The 26,274-nt window shown below is 55.0% G+C and carries 24 protein-coding genes and 1 riboswitch; of the genes, 11 read left to right on the top strand and 13 right to left on the bottom strand.

The features are described from left to right. Positions 1–3 precede the first annotated feature (3 nt). Complete coding sequence (gene def, locus WNY38_RS07650) at positions 4–525, bottom strand: peptide deformylase (protein ID WP_342856745.1); 522 nt, start codon at positions 523–525, stop codon at positions 4–6. A 134-nt stretch (positions 526–659) separates the two neighbouring features. Between def and WNY38_RS07645 the strand changes: the two genes are divergently transcribed. Beyond that, positions 660–1,841: a MalY/PatB family protein gene (locus WNY38_RS07645; RefSeq protein WP_342856744.1), complete on the top strand. Its 1,182-nt coding sequence runs from the start codon at positions 660–662 to the stop codon at positions 1,839–1,841. A gap of 23 nt (positions 1,842–1,864) precedes the next feature. On the opposite strand, the gene WNY38_RS07640 is transcribed toward WNY38_RS07645, so the two are convergent. The 8 genes from WNY38_RS07640 to WNY38_RS07605 form a co-directional block, all read right to left on the bottom strand. Further along, entirely contained in the window at positions 1,865–2,227 is a 363-nt protein-coding gene (locus tag WNY38_RS07640; RefSeq protein WP_342856743.1) for a hypothetical protein, read from the bottom strand. A gap of 106 nt (positions 2,228–2,333) precedes the next feature. Then, positions 2,334–3,101 (bottom strand): precorrin-4 C(11)-methyltransferase, encoded by a 768-nt coding sequence (cobM, locus tag WNY38_RS07635; RefSeq protein WP_342856742.1) that lies wholly within the window; start codon positions 3,099–3,101, stop codon positions 2,334–2,336. Continuing rightward, complete coding sequence (gene cobJ / locus WNY38_RS07630) at positions 3,098–4,885, bottom strand: precorrin-3B C(17)-methyltransferase (RefSeq protein ID WP_342856741.1); 1,788 nt, start codon at positions 4,883–4,885, stop codon at positions 3,098–3,100. The genes cobM and cobJ overlap by 4 nt, the downstream gene beginning before the upstream one ends. After that, a complete protein-coding gene (gene cobI / locus WNY38_RS07625; RefSeq protein WP_342856740.1) occupies positions 4,876–5,604 on the bottom strand; it encodes a precorrin-2 C(20)-methyltransferase in 729 nt (242 codons plus the stop codon). Before cobI ends, cobJ begins: the two co-directional genes overlap by 10 nt. Continuing rightward, a complete protein-coding gene (gene cbiE / locus WNY38_RS07620; protein WP_342856739.1) occupies positions 5,601–6,797 on the bottom strand; it encodes a precorrin-6y C5,15-methyltransferase (decarboxylating) subunit CbiE in 1,197 nt (398 codons plus the stop codon). Before cbiE ends, cobI begins: the two co-directional genes overlap by 4 nt. Continuing rightward, positions 6,794–7,432, bottom strand: coding sequence for a precorrin-8X methylmutase (locus WNY38_RS07615; RefSeq protein ID WP_342856785.1), 639 nt, complete (start codon positions 7,430–7,432; stop codon positions 6,794–6,796). The genes cbiE and WNY38_RS07615 overlap by 4 nt, the downstream gene beginning before the upstream one ends. Before the next feature lie 896 nt (positions 7,433–8,328). Then, positions 8,329–9,594 carry a sirohydrochlorin chelatase gene (locus WNY38_RS07610; protein WP_342856738.1) on the bottom strand — a complete coding sequence of 422 codons (1,266 nt, stop codon included), beginning with the start codon at positions 9,592–9,594 and terminating at the stop codon, positions 8,329–8,331. A gap of 5 nt (positions 9,595–9,599) precedes the next feature. After that, a complete protein-coding gene (locus WNY38_RS07605) occupies positions 9,600–9,827 on the bottom strand; it encodes a DUF6732 family protein (protein ID WP_342856737.1) in 228 nt (75 codons plus the stop codon). 329 nt (positions 9,828–10,156) lie between these two features. On the opposite strand from WNY38_RS07605, the gene WNY38_RS07600 reads away from it, so the two are divergent. Continuing rightward, positions 10,157–11,131, top strand: coding sequence for a glutathione S-transferase family protein (locus tag WNY38_RS07600; RefSeq protein ID WP_342856736.1), 975 nt, complete (start codon positions 10,157–10,159; stop codon positions 11,129–11,131). 20 nt (positions 11,132–11,151) lie between these two features. On the opposite strand, the gene WNY38_RS07595 is transcribed toward WNY38_RS07600, so the two are convergent. Then, positions 11,152–11,526, bottom strand: coding sequence for a response regulator (locus tag WNY38_RS07595; RefSeq protein ID WP_342856735.1), 375 nt, complete (start codon positions 11,524–11,526; stop codon positions 11,152–11,154). 177 nt (positions 11,527–11,703) lie between these two features. On the opposite strand from WNY38_RS07595, the gene WNY38_RS07590 reads away from it, so the two are divergent. From WNY38_RS07590 to WNY38_RS07570, 5 genes are all read left to right on the top strand, one after another. Beyond that, positions 11,704–12,114, top strand: a complete 411-nt coding sequence (locus tag WNY38_RS07590) for a DUF1636 domain-containing protein (RefSeq protein ID WP_342856734.1) — start codon at positions 11,704–11,706, stop codon at positions 12,112–12,114. Further along, positions 12,111–13,046 (top strand): threonine-phosphate decarboxylase, encoded by a 936-nt coding sequence (locus tag WNY38_RS07585; RefSeq protein ID WP_342856733.1) that lies wholly within the window; start codon positions 12,111–12,113, stop codon positions 13,044–13,046. The genes WNY38_RS07590 and WNY38_RS07585 overlap by 4 nt, the downstream gene beginning before the upstream one ends. Next, positions 13,043–13,969 (top strand): adenosylcobinamide-phosphate synthase CbiB, encoded by a 927-nt coding sequence (gene cbiB, locus WNY38_RS07580; RefSeq protein WP_342856732.1) that lies wholly within the window; start codon positions 13,043–13,045, stop codon positions 13,967–13,969. Before WNY38_RS07585 ends, cbiB begins: the two co-directional genes overlap by 4 nt. Positions 13,970–14,050: 81 nt before the next feature. Continuing rightward, positions 14,051–15,223, top strand: coding sequence for a lytic murein transglycosylase (locus WNY38_RS07575; protein ID WP_342856731.1), 1,173 nt, complete (start codon positions 14,051–14,053; stop codon positions 15,221–15,223). Beyond that, positions 15,223–15,756: a hypothetical protein gene (locus WNY38_RS07570; RefSeq protein ID WP_342856730.1), complete on the top strand. Its 534-nt coding sequence runs from the start codon at positions 15,223–15,225 to the stop codon at positions 15,754–15,756. The genes WNY38_RS07575 and WNY38_RS07570 overlap by 1 nt, the downstream gene beginning before the upstream one ends. 6 nt (positions 15,757–15,762) lie before the next feature. Here the strand turns inward: WNY38_RS07570 and smc are convergent, their stop codons facing one another. Then, positions 15,763–19,218 (bottom strand): chromosome segregation protein SMC, encoded by a 3,456-nt coding sequence (smc, locus tag WNY38_RS07565; protein WP_342856729.1) that lies wholly within the window; start codon positions 19,216–19,218, stop codon positions 15,763–15,765. 198 nt (positions 19,219–19,416) lie between these two features. After that, positions 19,417–19,641: riboswitch (cobalamin riboswitch) on the top strand. A 36-nt stretch (positions 19,642–19,677) separates the two neighbouring features. Here smc and WNY38_RS07560 point away from each other — a divergent pair. From WNY38_RS07560 to WNY38_RS07550, 3 genes are all read left to right on the top strand, one after another. Continuing rightward, positions 19,678–20,358 (top strand): energy-coupling factor ABC transporter permease, encoded by a 681-nt coding sequence (locus WNY38_RS07560; protein ID WP_342856728.1) that lies wholly within the window; start codon positions 19,678–19,680, stop codon positions 20,356–20,358. 67 nt (positions 20,359–20,425) lie between these two features. Then, positions 20,426–21,520, top strand: coding sequence for a cobalamin biosynthesis protein CobW (gene cobW, locus WNY38_RS07555; protein WP_342856727.1), 1,095 nt, complete (start codon positions 20,426–20,428; stop codon positions 21,518–21,520). 10 nt (positions 21,521–21,530) lie between these two features. Continuing rightward, positions 21,531–21,995, top strand: a complete 465-nt coding sequence (locus tag WNY38_RS07550; RefSeq protein WP_342856726.1) for a GNAT family N-acetyltransferase — start codon at positions 21,531–21,533, stop codon at positions 21,993–21,995. A 1-nt stretch (position 21,996) separates the two neighbouring features. Here WNY38_RS07550 and WNY38_RS07545 read toward each other — a convergent pair whose 3' ends face one another. Then, a complete protein-coding gene (locus WNY38_RS07545) occupies positions 21,997–22,161 on the bottom strand; it encodes a hypothetical protein (protein WP_342856725.1) in 165 nt (54 codons plus the stop codon). Positions 22,162–22,240: 79 nt separating this feature from the next. Between WNY38_RS07545 and cobN the strand changes: the two genes are divergently transcribed. Beyond that, on the top strand, positions 22,241–25,921 hold the full coding sequence (cobN, locus tag WNY38_RS07540) for a cobaltochelatase subunit CobN (RefSeq protein WP_342856724.1): 3,681 nt from the start codon (positions 22,241–22,243) through the stop codon (positions 25,919–25,921). Here the strand turns inward: cobN and WNY38_RS07535 are convergent. Further along, positions 25,918–26,247 carry a hypothetical protein gene (locus WNY38_RS07535; RefSeq protein ID WP_342856723.1) on the bottom strand — a complete coding sequence of 110 codons (330 nt, stop codon included), beginning with the start codon at positions 26,245–26,247 and terminating at the stop codon, positions 25,918–25,920. The genes cobN and WNY38_RS07535 overlap by 4 nt on opposite strands. Between the last annotated feature and the right edge of the window lie 27 nt (positions 26,248–26,274).

Here is a 26,274-nt window from a genome sequence, read left to right as displayed (position 1 = left end):
AGTTTACTCGCGCGCCAATTCGCGTTTGTACTTTTGCATTTTGCGCGTGATCATTTGGCGTCGCATTGGCTTTAGGTAATCGATGAACAGCTTGCCGTCCAAGTGATCGATTTCATGCTGCACGCAGGTCGCCCACAAGGCGTCGAATTCTTGTTCTTTTTCAGCACCAGTTACATCTTGCCACGTCACCCGCACCATTTTAGGGCGCTCAACGTCACCGTATTGACCGGGGATCGACAAGCAGCCTTCTTCGTAGACGTTTTGCTCTTCACTTTCCCAAACCACTTTTGGGTTGATCAGCGCCATGGGTTCGGGCGTCCCACCCTCTTCTTTGACGCAATCCATGACGATCAAGCGATTCATCACGCCGATCTGCGGTGCGGCCAAGCCGATGCCCGGCGCGTCATACATGGTTTCAAGCATATCATCTGTCAGCGCTGCCAGCTCTTTGTCAAAAGTGCTTACAGGGTCACAGGCCTTTTTCAGGCGCGGGTCGGGATGGATCAAGATCGGTTTAAGTGTCATGCCCAAGCATGTAATCTTTTGCACGCCCTGGTGCAATATCACCCCATCACGCTATGTGGGCGAAGAAACAAAAAAAGTGGTTTTTCTTTTCCAAAAGCCGTGACTAGAGTCTGTTCAAACAACGAGGACAGCCCATGACCGACACATCCCCCTTTGACGAGATCATCCCGCGCTTTGGAACGCATTGCGCCAAATGGGATATGATGGAGCCGATTTATGGCGTTTCAGCCAAGGATGGCATCGCGATGTGGGTGGCCGATATGGACTTTCGCCCGCCAAACTGTGTGCAAAACGCCATAAGGGATATGTCTGCGCATGGCATTTTTGGGTATTTCGGTGACGAGACAGCCTACACGGATGCGATCCGCTGGTGGATGAAAAACCGCCACGGTTGGGATGTTGACGCCAACTGGATTTTCACCACCCACGGTTTGGTTCATGGCACAGGCATGTGTCTTGATACGTTTACAACCCAAGGCGACGGCATCGTGTTGATGACGCCTGTGTATCACGCCTTTGCCCGCACCATCAAAGCGGCCGAGCGCGAAGTTGTCGAATGCCAACTGGCGTTAGACGATGGCAAATACGTGATGGATTTCGATACGTGGGACGCACAGATGAAGGGACATGAGACCATGTTCATTCTGTGCTCACCGCACAATCCGGGCGGACGTGTTTGGACCACGGATGAACTGCAAGGTGTCGCAGATTTTTGCAAACGCCATGATTTGATTTTAGTCTCTGACGAGATACACCACGATTTGGTATTCTCTGGCTCCAAACATACCCCAATGGCCGCGCTCAAAGACATCACAGATCGTCTGGTGATGATGAGCGCCACTACAAAAACTTTTAACATCGCGGGCACGCATTCTGGCAATGTGATCATCGAAGACGCAACTTTGCGCAAGCGCTTTGCCAAACGCATGATGGGGCATGGGATCTCACCCAATTCGTTTGGTTTGGCCATGGCGACAGCCGCCTATTCCCCTGAAGGGGCCGCATGGGTCGATGATCTGGTCGCGTATTTGGCCGAAAATCACCGCCTGTTTGATGCTGCGATCAATGCCATTCCGGGACTGAAATCCATGCCGCTTGAAGCGACATATTTGGCATGGGTGGATTTTGCGGGCACAGGCGTGAGCCGTGATGAATTTACAAAGCGTGTCCAAGAGGTTGCCAAAATTGCGCCAAACCACGGGCCGACCTTTGGCGCGGGCGGAGATACCTATCTGCGGTTCAATTTAGCGACACCGCGCAGTGTGGTGATTGAAGCCACCGAACGTCTGGCAAAAGCTTTTGGTGACCTACAATAAAAACGCCTTTGTTGCCGTGTCACTCAGTGGTGCGGCAACAAAGCAACCGGAGCGTCCTCGTTTTGGTCATAGTCCAAAGCAGGGCGATCAGTGGTCGCCGTTGAACGCTTAAAGTCAAAGCTCATTGTGAAACCGTCATCATGCGACGCCACAATCAACGCCTGATACAGATGGCGCGCACCGTCATAGATACCGACAAGCCCGCGCAACTGATCCGCATTATCGCGCGCGACTGTGAAACCTTCATCCCACAGCTTTAAGATCGGGTAGACACCCAGCTCAGTGCGCACCCGAAGACGTGAGCGACGTTTCGAATCTCGCTTGCGCGCAAGCTCGAGGCCCTCAAGAACTTCTTTGGGTAAGAATTCAGGCATATATTCGGACATGACGTCTCCAAAAACGTTTGTTGTCGAGTGTCCTTACCATGGACGGAACATAGTTGAGGTCAAGTTAACCTTATATGACACTCAACACACAATTGTTTTTGGCACTCTAAGATTTCACCTTTGGCCGTAGAACGTGCGGCATGGCAGGGTCATATAGCGCAGAGTCTTTAAAATCAGCCACTTCGCCAAGTGCAGGCCCCACCAAAATCAACGCTGTGCGCGTGATTTTTTCGGCGCGGACCTTTTCACGAATGTCGCTCAAGGTGCCGCGAATCATCATTTGATCGGGCCAACCAACACGGTACGCCACGGCCACAGGACAGTCTGCGCCATAGTGCGGCACAAGTTGACGTTCTATTTCGCGCAAGTTACGCACGCCCAAATGGATCGCCAAAGTGGCCCCCGTTTTGGCAAAATTTTCCAAGGTTTCGCCTGCGGGCATTGATGTGGATTTCATAGAAACACGGGTCAAAACGATGGACTGTGCGATCTCAGGAATGGTGAGTTCTTGTCCCAAAGCAGCCGCAGCCGCAGCATAAGCTGGCACGCCAGGGATGATTTCATAATCAATGCCATCTGCACGCAAACGGCGGATCTGCTCAGCGATAGCACCATACAAAGACGGATCACCGCTGTGTACGCGTGCAACATTTTGGCCCTTGTCATGCGCCAGCTTTATTTGGGCATGGGTGTCGTCCAATGTCATCGGCGCTGTGTCCATTACCAACGCGCCCGTCGGCGCGCCTGCGACCACTTCGGCGGGCACAAGTGAGCCGGCGTATAGACACACAGGGCACTCACCGATCAAACGCTCAGCCTTTTTGGTCAACAATTCAGGATCACCTGGCCCCGCGCCAATAAAGTAAACGGTCATGAGAGGTCTCCATCAATTTTACGGGCATAGCCGCGCGGCGTGTACATACGCGGCCCTTCGCCCAGTTGAGCAAGACGTGAATTGCTTGATCCAACCAAAACAACAGTCAGCATATCGACCTCATCCACCTCCAGCTCATCAAGGCGACGGTAGCGCACCTTTTCGGTTGGACGACCAAGGTTCGAGGCCAACATCACAGGCGTATCCGCAGGGCGATGCTTCAACAAAATGTCACGGGCTTCAGCCAGCAATGTCCGGCGCTTGATCGACACAGGATTGTAGAAGGCGATGACAAAATCGCCCTCAGCGGCAGCATTCAAACGACGCACAATATCAGCGCGCGGTGTCAACAAATCAGACAATGAGATGGCGCAGAAATCATGCCCCAAAGGCGCACCAGCACGCGCAGCAGCGCCTTGCAGCGCGGACACACCGGGGGAACACACAACCTCGACACGGTGCGCTGCGTCTGACACGCCATGCTCATTCGGACCGCGATCAAGCAGTTCAAACACCAAAGCCGCCATGGCATAGATGCCCGCATCGCCAGAGCACACCAGTGCTACGTTTTTGCCCAACGCGGCTTGTTCAAGCGCGTAACGGCATCGGTCTTCTTCACCGCCAAGCGGAAAATCAGACCGTATCTTGCCCGCAGCCAAAGGCCCAAGCAAATCGATGTACAAGCCATAGCCCACAAGTTCTTCGGCTTGTGACACCAATTTCGACACCTCAGGCGTGCGCCATGCGGCTTGCCCTGGCCCAATGCCAACCACAGACAATCGCCCACGGGCACGGCCTGCAAACTCGACAATCGGCGCATCGGCGCGCGTCAAAGCGCAAGTGGTATTGGCCGTCTTTTGCTTTTCAACGCTGAGCGTGCCGCCAGCGGCCAAAGCCGCGCCCTCGGACACGCCGTGACAGCCCACTTCAGCAAAAACCACTTCGGATGGGTTTGCCAAATCTGCGGCTTGTTCTTCCAACTCTGCGGCTGTGAACAAACGCAACGGCACATTCAAACGTGCCGCCAATCGGTTCATCGCGGGTTCGTCCGCTTTCAAATCAATGGTGTTCACAGATGCAATTGCACCGGCAGCAATCCCATTGTCATACAACGTTTTTTGCACCAGATCCCACAACTCTTCAGGGTCTGCATTGCGTGCACATCCAACCCCCAAAGCATAGCGCTGCGGATGATAGACCAGCTTGTCGGCATGCCCCTGAACAGGCGCATCAGTGACACATAGTTCGACTGCGCCATCTACATCTTCGATGCCAAAGATGTTGTCGCCCACCAAACTGACACCTTCGCCTGACAAAAGCGTCGCCATGGCGTTCTTTGCATCCTCAGGGTTTGCCAAACGATAGCCCAAAGGCGGCTCGTCCAAGGCAATACCAAGTCCGATATCACCAGCGGTGGTCACGGCCGCTTGCGCACCGATGCCAATAGCAATCTCGCGCGCCATGCGGTTTGCACCGCGATGACCACCCAAAAGGGGGATCACAACAGCACCATCGTCTGACACAGACAACACCGGTGGCTCGCTACGTTTATCCGACAACAAAGGCGCCACAGCACGGATCAAAATGCCAGAGGCACAGACCCCCACAATCGGCACGCCAGCAGCGAATAAATCGCGCGCGTGGTCCAGTGCGTTGGCAAAGGTCACTTCGCAAGATGTACGGTTTTCACGGCCATGAAGTTCAGCGCCAAGCAATGTGGCGACCTTGCGGGCCACCTCTTCGCCAGAGCGGTTCAGACATAGGACGACGGGTTTTACAGCCACGGATCGGCCCCTTTCACAATCAAAATCATAGAGAAATACGGTGCCACATCAGGCGCGTCTTTCAGTGGTTTCACAACTTCGTCCACGCCAGTGGCGCGTTCGATATAAACGGAATTTGCAGTCAGCCCAGCGGCTTCGATCAGCGCACGCACGCGGGGGAAATGGCGCCCCAGCTTCATCAACACCAAAGTGTCACTGGTCGCCAGTTTCTCAATCAAAGCTGCGTCATCAAGGGGCGCGGGCAAAACCGTCATCACCTCGTTGCGCGCCACCAGCGGCAAGCCAGCCACGGCAGCGCAGGCGGTGACAGAGGTCACACCGGGCACAACCTCGACCTCAAAGGATGATTTGAGCCGTGCGAAAAGATACATGAACGAGCCATAGAAAAACGGATCGCCTTCGCACAAAATAACAACGTTCTGGCCTGCGTTTAGAGCCTCAGAAATCTCAACCGCGCCTTGATCATAGGCAGATTGCGCAGGTCCGCGCGCGACGGTCATCGGCACGTCCATGACGATTTCGCGTGTGCCAGACGTGATGAAATCGGCAGCGATGGCACGTGCAAAAGACGCACCGCCAGCAAGGGTTGGATAGGCAATCACGCGCGCCTCGCGAATAAGCCGCGCCGCTTTCAGCGTCATCAATTCGGGATCACCAGGTCCAAGGCCAATGCCGTAGACTTTGCCCTTTTTTTCGGGGCCACGTTTTACCTTGGTCATAGTTTTACGATGCTCCATTGCGTCAGCGGCATCGCCGCGCGCCAGCCCGTTAGACGCCCAACAGGTTCGGCGCGACTGATGGCGATACGTGTCAGATCACCGCCATGTTTTTGAAACAGATCAAACAGCACAGCTTCGCCTTCAAGCGTCACCGCATTGGCGACCAATCGCCCGTGGGGGTTGAGCGCGGACCACGCCGCCTCAAAACTGTCTTGCGACAATCCTCCACCAATAAAGACCGCATCGGGAGCGTCCAAACCGTGCAAAGCGTCAGGCACTTCGCCGTCCATAATACGCAGATTGGGTGCGCCCAACGTGACGGCATTCTCCAATGCCATCGCACGACGATCTGCGCGACGCTCGATGCCGATAGCACGCGCGTTTTTGGCGGCGCGCATCCATTCGATTGCCACAGAACCTGAACCACAGCCGATGTCCCAAAGCAACGCGCCACGCATTGGCATAAGCTTGGCCAGTGTCACAGCGCGAATGTCGCGTTTGGTCATGGTTCCGTCCGAGACAAAGACCTCATCAGGTAAACCAACGCGGGGCAACGGGGCCACGCCAGCATCCAAAATACAATCAATCGCGAGACTGTGAAAATCAGGCACCTCATGCGTCCAAGTTGCCGCAGTGCCGTCAAAGCGCGCTTCACTTGTGCCACCCATATGGGCCAACACGGTCATCCGCGTGCCGCCGTAACCACGAGCGGTCAAAAGCGCTGCAATCATTGCAGGTGTCTCGGACCCGTTGGTGAGCAAAATGAGTTTTTGGTCAGGGGCGAGAAACGGCAGCATAGTTTCTGCGGGACGCCCATGAACTGTAAGCGTTTCCACGCCAGACAGGCTCCATCCCATGCGCGCAGAGGCGAGTTGAAAGGCTGAAACCTGCGGATGAAAGAGCATGTCAGACGGTGCGAAATGTTTGGCAATCATAGGACCGACGGAATACCAAAGCGGATCGCCCGTGGCCAAGACCGCCACCTGTTTGCCGTGCAAGGTTTTAAGTGTCTCAGTGAGCGCGCTAAACGGTGACGGCCAGCTGATGCGTTCACCACTCAGCGAAACCGTCAGGGCATGATGACGTTCGGCCCCGACAATCACGTCAGCCGCTTGCAACACTGCACGGGTCGCGGGCGTCAGGCTCTCCAGCCCGTTATCACCCATGCCAATGATGTGCAGCCAAGCGCTCATTCGCCGATTTCCGGCAAGCCGACAGCCAATGCATTCACTGCAGCGGAAGCGATGGCAGAGCCCCCCCGACGCCCCCGCAAGGCCACGAAATCGCAACCTCTTGGGTTGCCTGCCAGTTCAGCTTTGGATTCCGCCGCCCCGACAAAACCAACTGGAAAGCCAAGGATCACAGCAGGTTTTGGCGCGCCTTGGTCGATGAGCTCTAGCAGGTGAAACAGCGCCGTTGGCGCATTGCCGATGGCCACAACGGCCCCGTCCAAATGGTCGGCCCAAAAATCCACAGCCGCCGCAGAGCGCGTGTTGCCGATGGCCTTGGCGTGATCGGGCGTGCGGGTGTCGTTCAACGTGACGATGACCTGATTGCCTGCTGGCAGATACCGACGGATGATACCCGCGCCAACCATTTCGCAATCGCACAGGATCGGCGCGCCGTTTGCCAGCGCTTCATGTCCTGCAAGATAGGCGTTCTGTGAATAGGCCAGCCGATCTGCCACTTCGATCATGCCGCAGGCGTGGATCAGGCGAATAGCGAGGCGTTCCATGCCTGCATCGAATCGATCCAGCTTGGCCTCGGCACGTACCGTTGCAAAGGATTGTGCATAGATTGATTGCGGATCTTTAGTGTAAGGGCGCATGAAGGAGTTCGGCTTTTTGATTGGTGTCACGGGGGGATCAGCGGCCTTTTGCAATAACGTCTTGTGACCCAACCCAAGAATGCTTGCCTCGTGATTCACGATATCGGCGCTGTTTTGAGGGGAACTCATAACGGCAGATAGATTTCCATCCAAATCAAGCTTGCGCAAAGCCCGAGCCAGCGTTTCGACCTGAGTTTTATCATGGGCTTGATCGCCGCATTTAGGGATATCAATCAATGACGGAAAAACCTCGGCGGCCACATGGCCACGCCCCTCGCCAAAAGTTTGAAACGGCCAAATGGTCAGATCGTTGCGGGACTGACGCAAATGTTCAAGCTGCGCGATACCTGTCAAAGCCTGCCCGCCGACGGAACCCGCGCCCGACAGTTTCCACACTTCTTGCGCGTTTGTGGCGCAAGTCTCTGCACGGCGTTTGTTTGCAGGCAAAGTATCGCTCCAGCCCGTCGGTTTTTTACGCGGCAAGCCGGCAATGTCGCGGCTCAAACCATTGCCCCAAAACGGGCCATCTGTTTCGAACATCGCGTTGAGCTTGGCAGCCGTATCAAAGCGGTTGTTGGAGTTGTCATCGCCATCGACGACTTCATCCGCAATCAACGCCCAAACATCGCGCCAATCGGCCTGTGGGCCCAGCGCTTTTGAAAACCCTTGAGGGTAACCAAAGGCAAAGTCGAACCCCATAAACACGCGCTGATCTTTCAACGTGGCCGCATCCAGTATCGCGCTCAAAGCTTCTATCGCTGTTGCCCGCGTGGCAGGGTTGATCACCTGCGGCGCAGTATCACTGTAAGCGGCGATCCAAATGCTGTCTTTGCCCGTCTTGGGTTTACCAGCTGAGGACCAATCTACGACCACATGGACGTCAAAAAGGGCGCGCGTCATGATTTGCGCGCACTTTCTGGACCGTGAGGATGCTTGGCATGAGGATATTCAGGATGACTGTGGTCGTGATCATGGTGATGATGATCATGGTCGTGGCCATGCGCATGATCATGTGAATGCGCGTGATCCTCATGATCGTGGTGATGATGGTGCGCGTGATCTTGATCTGTTTGCTGCAAGCGACACAGCCCCGTACAAAAATGATCACAAAGCTTACAATCGGACACGTTTGACCCTGGCGCAGAGGCCCCTTGGCCCTCGACATGGTGGTGGTGGCTTTCTTGCACAGAGCCGACTTCGGTTTCAAAGCCCAAAATTTGCGTGCGGTATTTACACATCACACACGTCGGCGGCGGCACATCACCGAACGCAGGATGACCTTTGCCGCTGACTTTGAGCTCTGCACGTTCTTCGGCGGTGATCGTCTTGGTCTCTTGACCCTCAACAGCCAAAACTTGGGTGCGATAGGCGCAAATGCCGCAATTGGGCACAGGCACGTCGCCTTGCTGTTCCAAAATACGCTCAGCAAAGGTCGCTAGGACTTTCGGATGATCGTTCAGGTAACCCGCTTTGACGAATTGGATGTCTGGGTGCTGAGCAGCCACTTGGTCGGTAAAACCATAAATTCTGTCGATCAAAATGCCTGTGAACAAAAAATACGGAAACACGATGACGCGTTTATATCCAAGTTTCGCCACATGGTTGAGACAAGGTTCCACCAGTGGAAACGTCACGCCAGAATAGCCAACTTCGCACCAGCCAAAACCGATACCTTCCCACAGCATCCGCGCGATTTTTGACACGTTGCCATTGGCGTCAGGGTCAGACGCGCCGCGCCCGATCACGACCAAAGCCGTCTCATGCAAGGGCAATTCGCCGTGTTCAGCATTGGCGGCAGCCACGGCATCTTTGATCCGCGCACCGGCGGCTGCGATCATCTTGGGATCGACCCCAAGTTCGCGACCATATTTTACATCGATGCCGTGCTTTGCGGCATAGGTATTTAACACTGTCGGGATGTCATTTTTAGAATGCATCGCAGCAAACAACATGCCTGGAACAGCCAAAATACGGTCGCACCCTGCTTCACGCAGACGGTCTAGACCATCGCGAATCACAGGGTTTGCGAACTCAAGATAGCCGTAATCGACCATCCAATCGCTTGGCAACAACGCTGGCAATTTTTCGGCCAAGACCGCGAATTCGTCCACGGCAGATTGGCTGCGGGACCCGTGGCCGCAGATCATCACTCCAGTTTTCATGATGCTCAAGCTTCCTGCGGCTCTGCGTCGGGCTCTGATTCTGCCTCGGCTTCACTGCTTGCGTCATCTTCTTTTTTGCCTTTGATCGCGCCCCAAATGGCGATACCAGCGGCTGCGCCCAGCGCGATGGCTGCGCCCACGTGATTATGGCCAGCCATTTCGCCGATATGGCCAACATGCGCCAAAGCCGGCGTTGCGATTAAGCTAAAAAGAACAGTTATTAAGTGCCGCATAGTATTTCCTTGTCTCAAGCGCAGAGCATGCCCTGCGCAGTCACCCCGTTGGGCTGTTTCAATTCAAGGAGGCTGGGAAGATCCCGACGATGCTATTTTGGATCCCCTATTTGGGTCAATCCAGCCTAGCCAACCTCTCTGGCCCTCTTGATAGAAGGCGTCGTCATGGTCTTTCTATAAGTTCGCAAGCCTCGCGGTGCAATTGGTTTAGCGCAACCACACTGTCGCAGGTTACCTATATTGTGCGCCCGCGCACCATAGCTGCGCCCCTAGTCCCATTTCCGCACAGAGCGGCTTGGGCTAACTGTTGTCGAGAAAAGGAGACAGTCATGGGCTTTTTGCAAGACGGAAAATGGAACACTGATTGGTATGACACCAAAACCAGCGGCGGCAGATTTCAACGCTCAACCGCAGGGTTTCGCAATTGGATTACGCCTGATGGCTCTGCAGGCCCTACCGGCAAAGGCGGCTTTAAAGCTGAAGCAGGGCGCTATCATTTGTATGTATCTTATGCTTGCCCTTGGGCGCATCGCACTTTGATTTTTCGCACTCTCAAAGGTCTTGAGGACATAATCACCGTATCTGCGGTACATCCGGACATGTTAGATGACGGTTGGACCTTTGCGACGGATTTCGAGGGTTGCTCTGGCGATGATTTGTTTGGCTCACAGTTTCTGCGCGAAATTTACACCAGCGCCGTACCGGATGTGTCGGGCCGTGTGACTGTGCCAGTTTTGTGGGACAAAAAACTAAATACCATCGTGTCCAACGAATCCTCTGAAATCATTCGCATGTTCAACTCTGCTTTTGACGATTTGAGAGGCAACAGATTGGACTTTTGGCCCGAGACACAACGCAATGACATCGACGTCATAAATGCGCGGATTTATGACACGCTTAACAACGGCGTTTACAAAGCGGGTTTCGCGACCACGCAATCGGCCTATGACGCCGCCGTTGTGCCGCTATTCGACACTTTGGATTGGCTCGAAGATCGTTTGGGGTCCGCACGCTACCTAGTGGGCGATCATATCACCGAAGCCGATTGGCGGTTGTTCACCACTTTGGTGCGGTTTGATTTGGTCTATCATGGGCATTTCAAGTGCAACAAACACATGCTGAAAGACTACCCCAACCTATGGGCTTATACACGAGAGCTTTATCAATGGGATGGCATTGCTGAGACCACGAAGTTCGACCATTTCGTGCGTCATTACCATTACAGCCATGAAACCATAAATCCGAACCGAATTGTGCCAATCACGCCAGAGCTAGATTGGGATGCACCGCACGGACGCGGCTGATCGGGACACAGCCTGAACCGTTACTGCGCAGCGCCCGCTGGGCGTCCATAATGTTCGACCATCGCCGTTAAATCGGCGGGGTCGACTTCGGATGTTATAAATGCCCGCGCATTCGCCATGTGCTGGAAAATGGACCCATCAGAGAAAAACGTCGAATTGGTCACAAAAATTACAGGCGTGTCGGGGTAACGGTAGTTCGCATAATCTGCGACAGCAAAAGCCGACCCATCGTCCAGAACCAAATCAAGCACAATCAAGTCAACGGAGTTAAGTTGCAAATGTTCAATTGCGCTGGTTTGGCCAAGAGTGCACTGAACGCTCACACCGTGACGCTCAAGGTGACGCTGCCAAACGGCACCTAAATCTGGATTACTTTCTACGATTAGAACTTCCATACTCACCCCCGGACCCCATGTCCTACATCTCGCCTCAAAGATATTTCTTTGCAGGATTCGATATTCTAAAGTAACGAATGCTTAAGACTGTGGTCAATGCACCTGAACCTGTCTTAAAGAACAGATTAAGGTAGCATTTTAACTTGCACTCATTCCCACAGGCGGCAAAAGAGACCCATGAAGACATGGATCACAATATGCGAAGGCTGCAAGCGCAGCGACTGGAACGACCGCCAAGCGGACGTCACAGATGGAGATGTGCTGGCACAGGCGATTGAAACATGCGCGCAAACAGCGCAAGTGGAAACCCGCCGCGTGTCATGCACGATGGGCTGCGAGCGCGCCTGCAATGTCATTATTCAGGGCTTGGATGACGCTGGTCAGACCAAAATCGGTTACTCGCTGGGCAGTTTTGATGGCACAGTCGATGACGCGCAGGCGATCACCGACTTTGCTGAACTCCATGCGCAATCGGCCACAGGCCAAGTCCCATTCCGTACATGGCCCGTCGGTGTAAAGGGCCATTTCGTGTCCCGCCACTTGCCGCTGCCTGTTGAGTCAATGCCCCCTAAGGCCGAAAAGACATGAGCAGGCACCGCGATCACGGAGGGGGCATTGACGCCGCCGCTGCGCGGTTCGGCGGCGAACGCGGCGATTGGTTGGACTTATCAACAGGCATCAATCCCGTGCCCTATTCAATCGGTGCTTTCCCCAAAGACGCATGGTCGGCCTTACCCGATGCTGCAGCCTCTGATGCGCTTGTTCAAGCGGCCCGCACATTTTGGAATGTGCCCAAAGAAGCTGCTATCCTGCCTGCGCCCGGCGCATCGAGCCTGATTGCGCGCATGCCGTCTTTGTGGCCAAAGGGACAGGTGTCCATTCAAAAACCTACCTACAATGAACATGCCGGTGCCTTCGATGCGCAAGGATGGCAGGTGACGCGCGATAAGGGCTCTGTTCACGTCGTTGTTCATCCAAACAATCCCACGGGACGGGTTTGGTCTGCGCATGAGCTGACAGCCCCTATTACGGTGATTGACGAAAGCTTTTGCGATATAGCACCTGAGCAAAGTCATATCGCGCGCGCAGCACGGGACGACACCATCGTGCTTAAAAGTTTTGGTAAATTTTGGGGTCTGGCTGGCCTGCGTCTTGGCTTTGCCATCGCGCACCCCGACACCATTCACACTCTTTCAACTATTATGGGCCCTTGGGCCGTGTCAGGACCAGCACTACACATCGGCGCCGCGGCTTTGAACGATCAAGCTTGGGCCAAAATCACACGGCTTCGTTTGACGCAGGACGCCGATCGGCTGGATGCCTTGATGAACTCACAAGGCGCCCAGACTATTGGCGGCACATCGCTGTTTCGTCTTTATGAGGTCGATGATGCACGCGCTTTGCAAGAGAGTTTGGCGCAGAACAAAATCTGGACGCGGATCTTCCCCTATTCCGACAAATGGATTCGCCTTGGTCTGCCCGCTCCTGATGCATGGGGCCAACTTGAGGCTGCGCTTTGAGCACAGCCCTCACACTGTTTTTTGCGCTGACACTAGACGCTATTTTTGGCGAACCCAAATGGCTGTGGTCGCGCCTACCCCACCCTGCCGTGCTGATGGGCCGCTTGATTGGCTGGGCCGATACGCGCTTCAACACAGATGCGCGGCTTAGGGCCAAAGGGGTTATTTTGCTTTGTGTGCTTGTCATCTTAAGCGGCGCAATCGGCGCGCTGATCGCAGCCATACCCTATCTGGACATCATCACAGCGGCGATCCTGATTGCCCATAAATCCCTGATCCAACACGTCAAAGCGGTCGCAACGGGCTTGGAATCGTCCTTGCAAGACGGACGTAACGCGGTGGCCATGATCGTTGGGCGAGACACGGAAGATATGGATGCCTCCGCCGTTGCGCGCGCCGCGATTGAATCCGCCGCTGAAAACTTTTCCGACGGCGTAGTCGCTCCTGTATTTTGGTTCTTGGTCGGCGGGCTGCCCGGAATTATGATCTACAAAATGGTTAATACAGCCGACAGTATGATCGGCTACCTAACACCCAAACATGCGGATTTCGGTTGGGCCTCTGCTCGCTTTGATGACCTGCTCAACTTCATTCCTGCACGTCTTACAATGCTGTTGCTGTTGCCTTTGGGCGGGCATTCTTTTGTCAACCTGCGCAGTATTGCGGCAGATGCATCCAAGCACAGATCACCTAATGCAGGCTGGCCAGAAGCGGCTTTATCACGCGCTCTTGGCATTGCCTTATCTGGTCCACGTACCTACCACGGCGAGATGCAACATTACGATTGGGTCAATGATACTGGACGCAAGCAGGCCCAAACTTATGAAATCCATGCCGCATGTCAGCGTCTGTGGCTTGCTTGGAGCGTGCTGCTTTTGACCAGTTTGATTTTATCGTTTTGGAGCGCTTTCTTGCTTGCTTAACCCATCACATTTGCACCTGTTACATTCCGCAGCTAGGGTGTCCGAATTGGTTAACAACCCAAATTGATAACAGGTGGTTTTATGCGGTTTCTCCCTTTCGTTCTTGCGCTTACATGTGCCTCGCCCGCTTTTGCGAACGTGCCTTGTGGCGGATCATTTTCCAGCTTTGTAAACAATACCAAAGCAGAAGCGATGCGTTTGGGTCACGATAAAAGCACCGTCAACACATTCTTCGCGAACGCCGCCCACAGCCCCGCCGTGATCAAGGCTGACCGTTCACAAGGCGTGTTCAAAAAAGACTTCATCGACTTTTCTCGCGCAGTGATCAGCCAAAACCGGATGAGCAATGGCGCATCTTATGGAGAAAAGTACAAATCCGTCTTCAAAAAGATCGAACAAAACTACGGCGTTTCTCGGGGTGTTTTGTTGGCATTTTGGGCGTTGGAAACGGACTATGGCCAAGTTCAAGGCAATTTCAACACGCTCAATTCATTGCTGACACTGGGTCATGACTGCCGCCGCCCAGAGCTGTTTCAACCGCAAATTTTTGCAGCACTGGAGCTGTACGAACACGGCGATTTCGACCCAGTGCGCACCCAAGGCGCTTGGGCTGGCGAAATTGGCATGGTGCAAATGTTGCCCGAAGACATCTTGCGCAATGGTGTGGATGGCGATGGCGACGGTCATGTGAACCTAAAAACTTCAGCCCCAGACGCGTTAATGTCCGGCGGCAAAATGCTGAAAGGTTTGGGCTGGCGTGCAGGCGAACCATGGCTGCAAGAGATCACAGTGCCAAGCAACCTCGACTGGTCCAAGACCGGCTTGACCCATAAAATCTCTGTCGGTGATTGGGCCAAAATGGGCATCACCGCGCGCTCAGGCAACCTTGGAAAGTCCAATCTCAAGGCCTCCGTCTTGCTGCCCATGGGCCGCAAGGGACCTGCCTTCTTGGCCTATCCGAATTTCGATGTCTATTTTGAGTGGAACAAAAGCTTTGTCTACGTGACCACCGCAGCCTATTTTGCCACCCGTCTGGAAGGGGCCCCTGCCTATCAGGCGGGCAATCCTGACGCGGGACTGTCTGACGCGCAGATGAAAAGCCTACAGACCAAGTTGCAAAAGCGTGGGCATGATGTCGGCAAAGTCGATGGAATTTTGGGCGCGAAAACCCGTGCCGCCGTGCAAGCAGAGCAGCAACGTTTGGGTCTTCCCGCGGATGCCTGGCCAACCACAGCCTTGCTGGGAGCACTGTAATGATCACAATGGATGACCTAGACGCCGCATTGCCACATATTTTGTCCGCCCCCAAAGACGACGTGGCCATCGATATTTTATGCACACGCCCAAGTTTTGGAAAACGCGCCTACCCCGACCACATCGAAGTGTCGCCCGAGGGCGGCATCATGGGTGAACGTTGGCTCAAACATCCTTGGTCACGCCTAGAAGACGGCAGCCCCGATCCGCGCATTCAAGTCTCGATCCTGCCCAAGCGCGTCTTTGATTTGGTGGTCCAAGACAGGCTGCATCCCGGCGATACGATCATCGCGGATATCGACACGTCAACCGACAATCTTGCCGTTGGACAGCAGCTTAAGATTGGCACCGCTGTGGTCGAAGTGACGGATTTGTTTAATGATGGATGCGTCAAATGGAAGGTGCGTTATGGCGCGGACGCCAAAAACTGGATCATAAAGCCAGAGAACATCGATCTGCGCCTGCGCGGCGTTTTGTGCAAGATCACGCAAGCGGGCATCATCACAAAAACGGACCGTATCCAAAAGCTGTAGGGCCGATTAAGTAACCAGCGCTTCAGCCTTTTTCAGATCGACAGACACCAGCTGCGACACGCCCTGTTCTTGCATCGTCACGCCAAACAAACGGTCCATACGCGCCATGGTCACCGCGTGGTGCGTGATGATCAAAAAACGCGTATCAGTTTGACGCGTCATTTCATCGAGCATGTCGCAAAAGCGCGTGACGTTGGCGTCATCAAGCGGCGCATCGACCTCGTCGAGCACACAGATTGGCGCAGGGTTCGCCAAGAACACTGCAAAGATTAACGCCATAGCAGTCAGCGTTTGTTCCCCGCCAGACAGCAAAGACAGAGTAGACAATTTTTTGCCGGGCGGTTGGCACATAATCTCAAGACCTGCATCCAGCGGATCATCGCTTTCCACCAGCATTAGCTTGGCTTCACCGCCGCCAAACAGGTGGCGAAATAGGCTTGAAAAACTGGTATTCACTTCCTCAAATGCGGTCAAAAGACGCTCGCGCCCTTCTTTGTTCAACGACGCAATTCCGCTACGCAAGGTCTTGATCGCCTCTTCCAAATCCAGCTTTTCGGCCTGCAAGCTGTCATGCTCTTCACGCACTTCTTTGGAATCTTCTTCCGCCCGCAGGTTCACCGCGCCCAAGCTGTCGCGCAGACGTTTGAGACGGTTTACATCGACTTCAATCGCCTCGCCCGTGGGCAAGGTGTCGGGATCAATCGCCAGTTCTTCGAGTAGATTTTCAGGTGTGCTTTCAAGCTCCTCGCGGATGCGTTCAACGGCAGCCATTGTGGTTTCACGTGCTGCATCACGCCGCGCCTCAGATGCCGCACGGGCCTCGCGGGCCTCTGACGCCAAGCGCTCTGCTTCGCGCTCTGCCGTCACGGCTGCGCGCAAAGCCTCTTCGCCCTCAGCCAACATATCGGCAGATTTGGCACGGCGCAGCGCGGCCTCGTCCATGTCATCCATCAAGGTCGCGCGTTTTTCGGCGATCTCATCGGGCTTGCCGATGGCATCTTCCAGTTCATGCTCGGATGCATCTTTGCGGCGGTTCAGTTCTGAGACGCGTTTTTCAGCCGTTTCCAAACGGTGACGCCAACCGGACAACTCCTTAGTGACCTCTTGCGACCTGCGGGTGCGTGCCTCGCCTTCACGGCGAATTTCGTCATAGGACGACCGCTTGGACATCATCGTAATACGCGCGGCTTCCACGGCCATTTTCACACTTTCAATCGCATCACGAGCTGCTTGCAAATCCGGCAATTCACGCTGCGACGCCTCAGCCTCACGCAAACGCGTATCGGCACTGAGCGCTTCTTCATCGTGACGCGTCACAGCCAGACCAAGATTTTCAACCTTGCCCTCGGCCAACGTGCGATCATTCTCAGCCCGCGACAAGGCGCGTGCAGCATCTGACAAAGCCCGATCGGCATTGCGGCGCGCTTCGCGGGCGATGCGGTCAACCTCGGACAGTCGTTGCAATTCAGCTTTCAAGTGCTCGTGCGCCTGCAAGGCCCCCGCGGCTTTGGCTTCGCCCGCTGCGGTTTCTTGTTTCAAGTTTTCCAAACGGTTCAGCTGTTGCAATCGCAGGGCTGCGGTTGATGGCGCATCCTCTGCACCTGAGCGAAATCCGTCCCAGCGCCACAGGTCGCCTTCGATGGACACAAGGCGCTGGCCAGATTCTAGATCAGCCTGCAACCGCGCGCCATCCTCGGCTTTCACCAAACCGATCTGGCCGATACGGCGTTCCAAAACCGCCGGCACAGTGACGTATTCTGACAAAAGTTCAGCGCCCATGGGCAAGTCTTGTTCATCAGGATAATCAGGCAAAGTGACCCAACCAGAGGCCTGATAGGCCTCAATCGCAGGTTGGCGCAAATCGTCTGCGAGCGCCGCCCCCAAGGCTTTCTCATACCCTGCCTGAACCTTGACCAAATCCAACACTTGCTTGCCCGCAATCTGATCGCGGTCGAGCATTTTAGACAAGGCTGCAAGCTCAGCTTTCAGCGCGCCAAGTTCGCCTTCGGCTTCTGATCGCGCAGCACGCGCAGACGCCTCACGGGTTTGCGCATCGGCGCGGGCCTCGTCGGTTTCGATCAGCGCCGCGTCGGCCTCTTCGGCCAAGTAGGTCGCCTCTTCTTGCGCTGTGGTCGCGGTCATCAGTGCCTCGGCAGATCCCGCCAAAGTTGCTTCTGCCTCTTTAACCGACACGCGGGCGCGATCCGATTCAGCACGCGCGCGATCAAGCGTTTTGCGGTTGTCATCCACAAGGCGCGTGGCGGATTGATGCCGCGCCGCCAAGCGCGCCACGTCTTCAGTCATCTCGGACAGTTGTGCTTCGCGATCTTGCAGAACTTCGTTGGCCTCAGCCGCACTGAGTGACGCTTCATCCAGTTTTGGCTCATGGCCTTCGGCAGCTTTTGACAGCTCGCGTCTTTCCCACTCCAAGCGCTCGATGGTCTCGCCTGCATCGCGATTGAGTTGCTCTTCGCGGGTCATGTCGGCGACGAGTTGATCAATGCGGCGGGTCAATGTGTCGATAGAGGCGCGCGCGCGTTTTTCCTCGTCAGACAGTTGATCACGTGCCACGGTGAGGCGCTGCAAGACGGCGGCTGCGATAGCTTCTTCTTCGCGCAACGACGGCAGAATTTCTTCCTTTTCAGCGCGTTGCTTGGCGGCTCCTAGTGTAAGCTTTTCAGCCTCGGCAGCTTGCTTCAAACGGCTGCGCAAGATTTCTTCTGCCTCAGCTCGTGCGAGGTCGGCGTCCCGCCAGCGGCGATAAAACAACGTGCCCTCGGCTTGGCGCAGCTCTGTGCCGATTTCGCGATACCGCGCTGCTTGGCGGGCTTGACGCGCGAGCGACGCGATTTGAGATGCAAGCTGTTCCAGCACATCATCAACACGGGCCAAATTGGTCTCAGCCCCTTTGAGTTTCAACTCGGCCTCATGGCGACGTTGATACAGGCCCGAAATGCCAGCCGCCTCTTCCAAAATACGGCGACGCGCTTTGGGTTTGGCGTTGATCAACTCAGAGATTTGCCCCTGCCGCACAAGTGCTGGCGAATGCGCACCGGTGGAGGCATCGGCGAACAACATCGACACATCGCGGGCGCGCACATCCTTAGAGTTCACCTTGTAAGCAGAGCCAGCGTCGCGGGTTATGCGACGTGTGATTTCGACTGTATCGGCCTCGTTAAAGCCGGCGGGCGCAAGGCGTTCAGAGTTATCTATGGTCAGTGCGACTTCGGCAAAGTTGCGCGCAGGTCGCGATGAGGCACCAGCAAAAATCACATCTTCCATGCCGCCGCCACGCATGGCCTTAGGACGGTTTTCGCCCATGACCCAACGCAGCGCTTCCAAAAGGTTCGACTTGCCACAGCCATTCGGTCCGACAACGCCTGTCAAACCCTCAGCGATGATTAAATCGGTGGGGTCCACAAAGCTTTTAAAGCCATTGAGGCGAAGTCGGTTAAAGCGCACTTGGGGCCTTTTTTGAGTCTGTGTTTGATTCTGTTGACAAAAACTGTCCTAGGGCCACCTTAGCCTGTCAACAGGCAGGTGGCAAAATATAGAGTTTAAACGCAACTTATCCACAAGATATTGCGATGCGCGAGGGACACAGCGCGACGTCATCCAAAAGTATCAGGGGAATCGCCTTGACCCAGAGGGCGCGCTTGCGCCAAATAGGGTCGCTATGGTTCCCCTATCGTCACGCCAAGCGTGCAGGGGAGAAATGGGAATGTGGTTAGAGTGACCCAAGTCGGGGCTCGAATCCACAGCCGCCCCCGCGACTGTATGCGGTGAGTGCACGCCAATACTGCCACTGGACCTTAAGGTTTGGGAAGGCGGCGAGCGCACATTGACCCGCAAGCCAGGAGACCAGCCGTGGCCTTATATCAACCAGCCGTCGGGGATGACGGCTTAGGCAAGGACTAAAATATGCATATCGAGCCAGGTCTCGTCACAGGCGCAAAACTCGCGCTTTCTGTTGTAACTGCTGTTGGTGCTGCGGGCTTTACTGCCAAGCACGCCATGGACACGATCCGCGAAACAGGCGTCATGTCATTTGCCGCGCGCACATTGGTCGCCAGCATCGCTGTTTTCATCTTTTTTCAAGTGCTGCCCCATCACGCGATTGGCGTGTCTGAAGTGCACTTTATCTTTGGTTCCACGATTTTCTTGATCTTAGGCGCAGCCCCTGCGGCAATCGGCCTTGCTGTTGGTCTTTTGCTTCAAGGCATTTTCTTTGCCCAATTCGATTTGCCACAATACGGCATGAACGTCACCACCATCATCGTGCCTTTGCTGGCGATCAAAGCGGTTGCAGATCGCATCATCGCGCCGGGCACCGCCTATGCGGATGTGAGCTACAAACAGGCGCTTTTGCTGTCCACAACTTACCAAGCTGGCGTTGTCGCTTGGGTTGGCTTTTGGGTTGTTTACGGTCAGGGCTTTGGCTCTGACGTTTTGGCCTCTATCGGCACATTTGGCGCGGCCTACATGCTTGTTGTCGCCATCGAGCCTTTTGTTGACTTGGCCATTTTGGCCGGCGCAAAATTGATCAAAAAGCAGTTAAGCGCGACAGGTCTTGCCGCCCCACGCCTCTTCAACGCTGCTTAATCTCACATCTTAATCATGCATGCGCCGGGGCTTCATCGCCTCGGCGTTTTCATGAATGGAGGCACATATGCCCGCTAAAATTCCTGCCACTGTTGTCACTGGCTTTCTTGGCGCTGGGAAAACCACGCTGATCCGCCACATGCTTGCCAATGCGAACGGCAAACGCATCGCTTTGATCATCAACGAGTTCGGTGATTTGGGTGTGGACGGCGATATTTTGAAAGGCTGCGGGGACGAGACCTGCACCGAAGACGATATCATGGAGCTGTCGAACGGCTGCATTTGTTGCACCGTGGCTGATGATTTCATCCCGACAATGGAAAAACTTCTGGCCCGTGAAAACGCACCTGATCACATCGTGATTGAGACCTCAGGCTTGGCTTTGCCGCAACCGCTGGTGCGTGCGTTCAACTGGCCCGAAATTTCCACACGCGTCACCGTCGATGGCGTTGTCACCGTTGTGGATGGCAAGGCTGTAAACGAGGGCCTGTTTGCCCATAATGTTGCCGCCGTCGATGCGCAACGCAAGCTTGATGAGAACCTTGATCACGAGACCCCCTTGTCTGAGTTGTTCGAAGATCAGATTGCCTGTGCCGATATGATTGTCGTGAACAAAGCCGATCTTTTGGGGGACGATCAAGCCGATGCTCTGGTGGCGAAACTCAAATCCGAAGCGCGCGCTGGCGTGCAGGTTGTTCGTGCCACCCATGGGGCTTTGCCGATTGATGTCTTGCTCGGTCAGGGCATAGGCGCTGAGACAGATATGTCCAGCCGCCACGAGGTGCATCACCACCACCATGACCACGACGACGATCACCACGACCATGAAGATGATCACGCGGAAGATCATGAGCATGAGCACCACCACGATCACGACCATGACGCTTTTGAAAGTTTCATCGTCTCTCGCAATGAGGTGGCCGATCCGAAAGCTTTTGCAGCGCAAGTGTCGTCCGTGATCGCGGCACATGGCATTTTGCGTCTCAAAGGCTTCGCTGCCGTTTCAGGCAAACCAATGCGCTTGACCATTCAGGCGGTTGGCCCACGCGTGGATCACTACTTTGACCAGCCCTTTGGTGATGCGCAGCGGGACACGCGTCTTGTTGTAATTGGTCACGCTGGCCTTGATCGTGCGGCGATTGAAGCCGCCCTGTGCGCGTAAAGGTGTTCTTATGATCATTGTCGAACTTGGCAATCCGCTTGATCCTCAGCCCTCAGCCCTTTTGGCTGAGGCGCAAGCATTGCAGGCGGAAATCTATGATGAGGAACACAATCACGCACTGCCGACAGATGCCCTGGCAGCCGAAGATGTGCGCTTTTTCACAGCGCGCGAAGAGGGTGTTGTTTTGGGTGTGGGTGCGTTCAAAATTTGTCGCGATGATGCAAGCGGCTACGGCGAAGTGAAGTCTATGTTCACCTCACCCGCTGGCCGCGGCAAAGGTATTGCAGCCGCCATCGTGCGCGCGATCGAGGACATGGCGACAAAAGAAGGCCTCGTATCACTCAAGCTTGAAACCGGTGATGAACTTGAGGCCGCCGTGCGCCTGTACGAACGCTTTGGGTTCGAGCGCTCAGGCGCGTTTGGCGACTACGCGGACAACGGCGTGAGCGTCTTCATGCAAAAAACGCTCACCTAACTCATTGCGCTTTTTTAGCTTCAGCGGCCGCTTTCATTCTGGCCAAAAGTTCAGCCTTTGTTTCTTTAACACTGAAGGGATTTTTAGACGTCCCTTTGGCGTTATGTTCGTTATGTCGCGGTGAATTCTTGCGCACTTTGGCTGCTCCAGTTTTACCGTAATCCATGAAAATACCTCTTTGATTTGACCCGCTGATGCCGCAAAGCGGCGCATGAAACAAGAGAATACGACAAAGGACGCCCAAGATGCACCTTCTTGCTGCCACTGCTGGTTCCGTTGATGACGGCACCGACGCTGTCGATCTCAGCCAAACTCCTGCCGATTTGGTGGTCATTTCGGCTGCCGATACTGAGCTGGCGATGTTGTCTTTGGCGCATAGCAATCTGCCAGACGGGCCCAGTCTGCGACTGGCGTCGATGATGCATTTGCGCCACCCGATGTCGGTCGATTTGCATCTTGATGACTGTGCTACGAGATCCCGCATGGTCATTGCGCGGGTTTTGGGCGGGACTGGCTATTGGAAATACGGTGTCGAACAATACGCCGCGCGATTGCATGAGGCGGGCGTGACCTTTGTTGCCCTACCCGGAGATGACAAACCCGATGCAGAACTCGCGGCCCTGTCGACCATCCCATCCGAGCACTACCACGCGCTATGGTCCTATTTGACCGAAGGCGGTGCGGACAATGCCCGTAACTTTTTGCTCTATGCACACGCGCTTCTGGAGGATGGCGAACGGCCCGAACCCGCCAAACCGTTGCTGCGTTCTGGGCTCTATTGGCCTGCGCATGGCTTGACTGACTTGGATAAAATCAAAAACGATTGGACGCCTGATGCGCCGGTTGTTCCTATTGTGTTTTACCGCGCACTTGTCCAAGGGGCCGGCCTTGCGCCCATCGACGGCTTGGTCAAAAGCTTAACATCGCGCGGGCTCAACCCGCTGCCTGTTTTTGTGGCGTCACTCAAAGACCCGATTTCTGTGGCCACACTCGAATCTCTGTTCACTGACGCCGCCCCCAGCGCTATCCTAAACTGTACCTCTTTTGCTGTTGGCACGCCTGAGGGCACAGGTGCCGCCAATCCGCTGGCCGCAGATTTCGCCAATGGCGCGCCAGTGTTTCAGGTGGTTCTGTCTTCATCTTCGGAACAAGCATGGAGCGAAGGCACAACCGGCCTATCTGCGCGCGACATCGCGATGAATGTGGCCTTGCCCGAAGTCGATGGACGTGTGCTCACCCGCGCGGTGTCGTTCAAAGGCGAAGCATATTTTGACGAGGCCACGCAATGTCCGATTGCGACCTACAAAGCCAACGAGAACCGTATTGATTTTGTTGCAGACTTAACGGCAAATTGGTGTGCTTTGCGTCATACGCCAGCGATCAACCGTAAAGTCGCGCTGATCCTTGCCAACTATCCCAACAAAGATGGACGTCTTGCCAATGGCGTGGGTCTCGATACGCCAGCGGCCACAGTCGGCACTTTGACTGCGCTCAAACAGGCTGGCTATGCGATCAACGACATCCCCGATGATAGCGATGCCTTGATGCAAAGCATTCTTGCGGGACCTACCAATTGGCTGACCGATCGCGCCGAGCGGACCGGCGGCGTGAAACTCGCACTAGCGGATTATTTGAGCGCCTATCATGCTCTACCGCAAACTGTGCGCGACCAAATCGAAACGCGCTGGGGTGCGCCTGAAACCGATCCGTTTTTCGCGGATGGCGCTTTCGCACTGTCCGTCTTGAGCTATGGCAACGCGGTTGTCGGCATCCAGCCTGCGCGGGGCTATAACATCGATCCGACCGAGACCTATCACGCGCCAGACTTGGTGCCGCCGCACAACTACCTCGCGTTCTATTTCTACCTGCGTCACGCCTTTGGCGCACACGCTTTGGTGCATATGGGCAAACACGGCAATCTTGAATGGCTACCCGGCAAGGCCACGTCTTTGTCCGAAGACTGTATGCCTGAAGCCGTGATGGGACCGATGCCGCATCTTTATCCGTTTATCGTCAATGACCCCGGCGAAGGCACTCAGGCCAAACGACGGGCGCAAGCTGTTATCATTGACCACCTAACCCCGCCGTTAACCCGCGCTGAAACCTACGGACCACTGCGTGATCTGGAAGCTTTGGTCGATGAATATTTTGAAGCTGCAGGCGTTGATCCGCGCCGTATCGGCGAGCTGCGTAAAGAGATTTTGTCGATGTCTTCTGTTACAGGGCTGGATCGTGATGTCGGTATGACAGGCGATGAGGACGGTGATTTGGCCAAGCTTGACGCCTATCTATGTGAACTGAAAGAAGCACAAATTCGCGACGGCTTGCACATCTTTGGTCAAGCACCAGAGGGACGCCTTGCGCGTGATTTGGCATTGGCTTTGGTGCGCGTGCCGCGTGGCGATGGTAAAGGCCACGATGCCTCTTTTGTGCGTGCTATTGCTGCGGACTTTGGCTTTGGCTTTGGCTTTGATCCCTTGGATTGCGACATGGCGGCGGCTTGGACTGGGGCCAAACCTGATGTTTTGGCCGGATTAGACCCTGATTTATGGCGCAGCACTGGCGATACGGTTGAGCGGCTTGAGCTTTATGCGGCCCATCTTTTGGACGAAGACTTGGATGCCTTTGGCTCAGCTTCACAGTTGGTTTTAGATCATCTGCGCGGCAGTGTTTTGCCCATGGTGACGGCCTGTGGCCCTGCTGAAATCAACGGACTTTTGACAGGGCTTGAGGGACGATTTGTACAGCCCGGATCAAGTGGTGCGCCGACACGTGGTCGGCTAGATGTACTGCCAACGGGGCGCAATTTCTTTTCTGTCGACGCGCGCGCTGTGCCAACCCAAACCGCATGGAAGCTTGGATGGAAATCCGCGAACATGTTGATTGAACGCCACCTACAAGATCATGGCGATTGGCCGAGCGCGATGTTGGTGACGGCTTGGGGCACAGCCAATATGCGCACCGGTGGCGATGATATTGCGCAGGCATTGGCCTTGATGGGCGTGAAGCCGAAATGGGATATGATGTCTCGACGTGTGACTGGGTTTGAAATCCTGCCTGCGGGTGTTTTGGGTCGACCTCGAGTCGATGTCACCCTACGTGTGTCCGGGTTCTTCCGTGACGCTTTTCCCCAGTTGATTGCGTTGGTCGATAGTGCTGCACGCGCAATACAAGCGCTTGACGAAGGTGCAGATCAAAACCCAGCGGCTGCGCGTGCACGCGATGGCGAGAGCACAGCTCGGGTGTTTGGATCGAAACCAGGGGCTTACGGCGCGGGGCTTCAAGCCATGATCGACGAGCGCCTTTGGGAAGATCGTGATGATCTAGGCGATGCCTATTTGGAATGGGGTGGATATGCCTATGGCGCGGGGCGCGAAGGCGTCAAAGATCGGACAGGGTTTGAGGCACGTTTGAGCCAAGTCGAAGCCATTGTGCACAACCAAGACAACCGTGAACATGATCTTCTGGACAGTGATGATTACTACCAATTCGAAGGTGGTGCAGCGGCAGCTGTGGCGCGTTTGCAGGGGCAAGATCGTCCGATCTATCACAACGACCATTCTCGTCCTGAACGCCCCGTTATTCGAACTTTAGACGAGGAAATCGGACGTGTTGTTCGATCACGTGTGGTGAACCCAAAATGGATCGATGGCGTCAAACGTCACGGCTACAAAGGCGCGTTTGAAATTGCTGCGACTGTGGATTATTTGTTTGCCTTCTCGGCGACGACCCATGCCGTGAAAGACCATCATTTCGATTTGGTTCATGCCGCGTTTATTGAGGACGACGACACGCGAGATTTTATCGAGGAGCACAATGCACCAGCGCTGAAAGAAATTGCAGAACGCATGATTGAAGCAATGGATCGCGGGCTGTGGCGCCCAAGATCGAATTCCGCTCGTGCGCTGTTGGAGACACTTATCTAGGCGGATGGGCAGACCAAAACACCTTTGACCATCGCTTGATCGCCAACAAGCGATCCCTTTTTAACATCGCAAGAGGTCACTTGGACAATGGCTTCATGGGCTTGCTGTAAAATCAACAAGCGCGATGGCGGTGGGAAGACTGCGTTGACACGATGAGCCTCGACACGATCACCATTGATTTCGGTGTAAACTTTGAAGATGTTGCCACCAATCTCAACCATTTGCGCGCTAGCGCGGGCGTAGCCCAAGGCGGGACTGTCCAACGCACAGCCACTCAAGACTGCGAGAACGAAGAGTAAACTTAATGTGCGATGAACAAATCCCATGGGGATACTGTCGCGCGATTTCCTTAA

Source organism: Pacificibacter sp. AS14 (genome assembly GCF_038899935.1).
In the GTDB taxonomy this organism is placed as follows: Bacteria; Pseudomonadota; Alphaproteobacteria; order Rhodobacterales; family Rhodobacteraceae; genus Celeribacter.
This window is presented reverse-complemented; position numbering and strand designations above follow the sequence as displayed.